5 protein-coding genes are annotated in these 4,980 nt (G+C 64.4%); 1 reads left to right on the top strand and 4 read right to left on the bottom strand.

Annotation, left to right across the window (positions count from 1 at the left end; translation table 11 throughout):
• Positions 1–822: phosphotransferase (locus JWQ89_RS12845; protein ID WP_299641623.1), on the top strand; the 822-nt coding region annotated here is incomplete at its 5' end.
• 25 nt (positions 823–847) lie between these two features.
• Here the strand turns inward: JWQ89_RS12845 and dld are convergent.
• The 4 genes from dld to JWQ89_RS12825 all read right to left on the bottom strand — a co-directional run.
• Entirely contained in the window at positions 848–2,578 is a 1,731-nt protein-coding gene (gene dld, locus JWQ89_RS12840; protein ID WP_299641621.1) for a D-lactate dehydrogenase, read from the bottom strand.
• Between the two features lie 133 nt (positions 2,579–2,711).
• Positions 2,712–4,121 (bottom strand): type I glutamate--ammonia ligase, encoded by a 1,410-nt coding sequence (gene glnA, locus JWQ89_RS12835; protein WP_299641620.1) that lies wholly within the window; start codon positions 4,119–4,121, stop codon positions 2,712–2,714.
• 51 nt (positions 4,122–4,172) lie between these two features.
• Positions 4,173–4,511 carry a P-II family nitrogen regulator gene (locus tag JWQ89_RS12830; RefSeq protein ID WP_299641618.1) on the bottom strand — a complete coding sequence of 113 codons (339 nt, stop codon included), beginning with the start codon at positions 4,509–4,511 and terminating at the stop codon, positions 4,173–4,175.
• Positions 4,512–4,702: 191 nt separating this feature from the next.
• Positions 4,703–4,980, bottom strand: a 278-nt coding sequence (locus tag JWQ89_RS12825; RefSeq protein ID WP_299641616.1) for a hypothetical protein, incomplete at its 5' end; no start/stop codon positions are given.

Below are 4,980 nucleotides of genomic sequence, written 5' to 3'. Positions count from 1 at the left end.
GCGGAGAACTACTGGACCGACAACAGCACCGACCCGCGCGACCCGTTCGCCGAAGCCTCCGGGCTCGACCTGCTGGAAGCGGCAACGCTTGCGCTGACGGCAGCCGGCGCGAGGGTGCCGGCACTGCTGCTGGTCGACCGCGGCAAATCGACCTATCCGGCCGATATCGCCATTGTCGATGATCTGCGCGGCGGCACGCTCGAGGCGATGATCGCCGGGGATGCCGGTGCGGCGGAACAGCCACTGAGGGCCGTGGGCGCGATGCTCAACGGCATGGCGAGGCACACCAGCCCAAGGCTAGGCAAGGTCGCCGCCGTGGCTGCCGGCGTGGCGCCGCAGGATCGGCGGGCCGAGCAGATCGTCCTTGAGCTGGGGCTTGGGCACCTGGCGATTGTCGCAGGCAAGGTCCCGGAGCTCGGACAGGCGCGCGAGCGGATCGAGGACGCCCTGCGCGAGCGGCATGCGCAGGTTCGGCCGCGCGATTGGTACAGCCTGATCCATGGTGAGCTCGGCGCCGACCATGTGATGATCGACGGCGAGGGGCGGCCCGTGATCATCGACGTCGAAGGGGTGATGTTCTTCGACGCCGAGTGGGAGCACGGGTTCACCCGGATGCGGTTCGGCAACAGCTACGAGGCGCTGGGGATCGAGGTGGAGCTCGATCCGGCGCGGCTGGCGCTCTACGAGCTGGCGCGCTCGCTCTCATTGGTCGAGGGGCCGCTCCGCATCCTCGAGACGGACTTTCCCCACCGCGACCTCATGCGCTCGATCGTCACCACGCATACCGGCAAGGTGCTGCGGCTCTGCGGTGCCGCGGGCTGACCAGACCTCCGGGCGTTCGTGGGACTTAGCGGTTGGCAAGCCCGTAGTTGCGGAGTTTTGACGACTTGCCGATGCCGGGGTTGAAGCTGTTGGTCGGATCCAGCGATTGATAGAAGGCCAGCTGGGCGGGCTTGGCTTGGTAGAGGTGGCCGACATTGTGCTCGGCGGGGTATTCGATGCCCCGGGACGACAGGCGCGCCAGCATCGCTTCCTTCAACGCGTCCATGTCGACGCCCTTCTTGACCGCGTATTCCTGGTGAAAGACGTGGCAGAGGAAGTGCGCGCAATAGAGCCGGGCCGCGATCTGTTCGTCGAGCTCGGGCGGCAGGTCCTCGAACCACTCGGTGTCGTTGCGGGGAAGGGCGATATCGAGCGGCAGGATACCTTCGACGTCACGCTTGTTCATGATGGCGAGGCGGGCAACTGCGCCGCCCGCAGCGAAGCGGTGGAGGAAGGCGCGCTTGCCTTCATCCGGGGTGCAGAGGAAGTACTCGCCCTCGGCGGTCTCGAACAGTTCGGCGAGGATTGCCCGGGCCTCGGCGACGCTGTCGGGCGCGAGCTTCAGCATCAGGTGGTGGGCGAAGCGGTCGCGGTAGTCCAGCATGCGCTTCGGCAGCATTTCCGGCCACAGGCGCGACAGGCCCTGGGCAATCCGCTCCGAGAAGCGCTTGGGCAGGAACGGGATGGCGTCGAGATAGCCGTCGACGAAAGCCTTGAGCGCATAGACCTTGGGCATCACGTCGGTGCCGAGATAGTGAATGAGCATGAAGGTGTCCTTGCCGTAGCGGTGGCAGGCATCGAACATGCCGCGGTGCATGTATTCGCCGGCGATCGGCAGGTTCTTCATGCGGCCGAGCAGGCGGCGGCGGAGGGTCGTCAGCACGGCCGGATCATTAGTGCCGATGTAGTAGACGATCTCCTCGGCATCGGCGGGGAAGGTATCGAGCCGCACCGCGAAGACCGCGAGCTTGCCCGCCGAACCGGACGCGTCGTGGAGGCGGGCCGGATCGGCGTTGAAGCGGGCAGGGGTGGGCGCGTCGACGTCTCGCACCTGCTCGCCATAGCGGCCGTCTGACGCGAGGCCGGTGGCCTGCGTAACGTCCTGAGGCGCGTAGCGCCCCTCCTGCAGGCGGGTGAGGATTTCCTCGGGGGTCGAGCCCAGTTCGATGCCGAGGCGGTTGATGAGCTGCAGGCGGCCCTCCCGATCGACCTGCGCGAACAATGACAGCTCCGTATAGGCGGGGCCCCGGCGGACCAGCGAGCCGCCCGAGTTGTTGCACACGCCGCCGACGATCGAGGCGCCGATGCAGGAGGAACCGATCACCGAGTGCGGCTCGCGGCCAAGCGGCTTCAGCAGCTGCTCCAGCTTGTAGAGGGTGCCGCCGGGGAAGCTGACGACCTGGCGGCCGCCGTCGAGCAGCTGCAGGTTGTCGAGCCGGGCCGTGCTGATGATCACCACCGGCCGGTCGTAGCCCTCGACATCGGGGGTGGCGCCGTTGGTGAGGCTGGTGTTGGAGGCTTGCATGATGACGATGACGTCGTGCGCCACGCAGGCCTCGAGGACACGCCACATCTGAAGCAGCGTGCCGGGGCGGACGACCGCCACCGCGTCGCCGGTCACGCCGCGGAAGCTGCGCCGGTAGCGCTTGGTTTCCCGTTCGGTGGTCAGCACGTTCCGCGGACCGGCTGCCGCGCGCAGCGCCGCCAGCAGGTCGTCCGTCGAAGTCTTCGTCTCAATCGTGCCGGCCAGTGCCACGTCGTTCCCCTCGGGTCCAAGGCGCGGGGAACCTACTCCCAGCGGCAGCGCCGCGGCAATACGACGAAGCGGTGGCCCAAAGGGAAAGGGCCCCCGGAGGAGCCCTTTCGTATTCGTCGATCGGTCCCGGCGATCAGGCCGAGTAGTACATCTCGTACTCGACCGGGTGCGGGGTGTGCTCGAACTTGATGACTTCCGTCATCTTCAGCTCGATGTAGCTGTCGATCTGGTCGTCGTCGAACACGCCGCCGGCCTTGAGGAAGTCGCGGTCCTTGTCGAGGCTTTCGAGGGCCTCGCGGAGCGAGCCGCAAACCGTCGGGATCTGCTTCAGCTCTTCCTTGGGCAGCTCGTAGAGATCCTTGTCCATCGGGTCGCCCGGGTGGATCTTGTTGCGGATGCCGTCGATGCCGGCCATCAGCATGGCGGCGAAGCCGAGATAGGGGTTCGCCAGCGGATCGGGGAAGCGGACTTCGACACGCTTGGACTTCGGCGACTGGCCGAAGGGGATGCGGCAGGAGGCCGAGCGGTTGCGCGCCGAGTAGGCGAGCAGGACGGGGGCCTCGAAGCCGGGGACCAGGCGCTTGTAGGAGTTGGTCGTCGGGTTGGTGAAGGCGTTGATGGCCTTGGCGTGCTTGATGACGCCGCCGATGTAATAGAGGCAATCCATCGACAGGCCGGCATACTGGTCGCCGGCGAAGGAGTTCTTGCCGTCTATACAGATCGACTGGTGACAGTGCATGCCCGAGCCGTTGTCGCCATAGACGGGCTTGGGCATGAACGTCGCCGTCTTGCCGTAGGCCTGGGCGACCTGCTGGATCACGTACTTGTAGATCTGGACCGAGTCGGCCGCCTTGATGATCGGGCAGAACTTGATGCCGAGCTCGTGCTGGGCCGAGGCCACTTCGTGGTGGTGCTTCTCGATCGGCACGCCCATGGCGCCCATCGCCGCCAGCATCTCGCCGCGCATGTCCTGGGCGCTGTCGAGCGGCGGAACCGGGAAGTAGCCCTTCTTCAGCCCGATATGGTGGCCGGTATTGCCCGACTCGTACTCGGTGTCGTTGTTGGTCGGCAGTTCGGTCGAATCCACCGAGAACCCGACCTTGTAGGTGGTGTTCGAATAGCGGACGTCGTCGAAGATGAAGAATTCGGGCTCGGGGCCGAAATAGACGCTGTCGCCGATCCCCAGTTCCTTCACGTAGGCCTCGGCCTTCTTGGCCGTGGTGCGCGGGTCGCGGGAATAGGGCTGGTAGGTCAGAGGCTCGAGAATATCGCAGTTGATGACGAGGGTCGAGGCGCCGAAGAACGGGTCCATATAGGCCGAATCCGGATCGGGCATCAGCACCATGTCGGACTCGTTGATGGCCTTCCAGCCGGCGATCGACGAGCCGTCGAACATCGTACCTTCTTCGAACAGGTCTTCATCGACCATGGTCTGGTCGAAGGTCACATGCTGCAGCTTGCCGCGCATGTCGGTGAATCGCAGGTCGACGTATTTGATATCCTCGTCCTTGATGCGCTTGAGGATGTCGGCTCCAGTGGTCATTCAGTTCCCCTGTGTAAGGCTGGGTGTTTGATTTAGGCAGGCGCGTTGCGTTCAGAGCGCGTCGTCGCCGAATTCGCCGGTGCGGATGCGGATAGCCTGTTCGATCGTATAGACGAAGATCTTTCCATCGCCGATGCGGCCGGTTTGCGCAGCAGTGCGGATCGCTTCGATCGCCTTCTCGGCGAGGTCGTCGGGGCAAACCACCTCGACCTTCACCTTGGGCAGGAAATCGACGACATATTCCGCGCCGCGATAGAGCTCGGTATGTCCCTTCTGACGGCCGAACCCCTTGGCTTCCGTGACGGTGATGCCCTGCAGACCAACTTCCTGCAGCGCTTCCTTCACTTCGTCGAGCTTGAACGGCTTTACGATAGCCTCGATCTTCTTCATTCAGGCCTCCACTCTGGCACCGGTCGGGTGCCGCAGGGCTGTATGCAGGCTGCGTGCCACGGTTATGGGATGCATAAAAATAGTTCTACAACAAAGCAGTAGTGCCACTACGTCAACCACTTTCTCAAGCCAGATGGTACGCTTCAGCCTAAAGCGTGTGCGATATGATCATAGATTAGGCATCTTGGTTGTCAGGGCGCCTCTTGCTTGCCCGCGACAAGGAGCGTGTCGGTGCCAGTGGCTTGCTTCATATAGGCCTGAAAGTCCGCGCTGGCGGACACCGATAGGCGTCGGGTTAGCGGGTCGAGTACGGCGCGAAAGTCGTGCTCGGTATTCAACTGGGTGAGCACGATCATGTCGTCGCGGCTGACCACCGCGTGGAAATAGGCCGAAGGAGCCGCAGTAGAGAAGTGCAGATGCGCGAACTCGGGCAGTGACGAGGGTATCTCGAAGGTGGCGCGCGCATGCA

The sequence above is a fragment of the Devosia sp. genome, assembly GCF_028290645.1.
In the GTDB taxonomy this organism is placed as follows: domain Bacteria; phylum Pseudomonadota; class Alphaproteobacteria; order Rhizobiales; family Devosiaceae; genus Devosia_A.
Note: the sequence above shows the minus strand (reverse complement) of the source record. Positions and strands in the feature narration are given on the sequence as shown.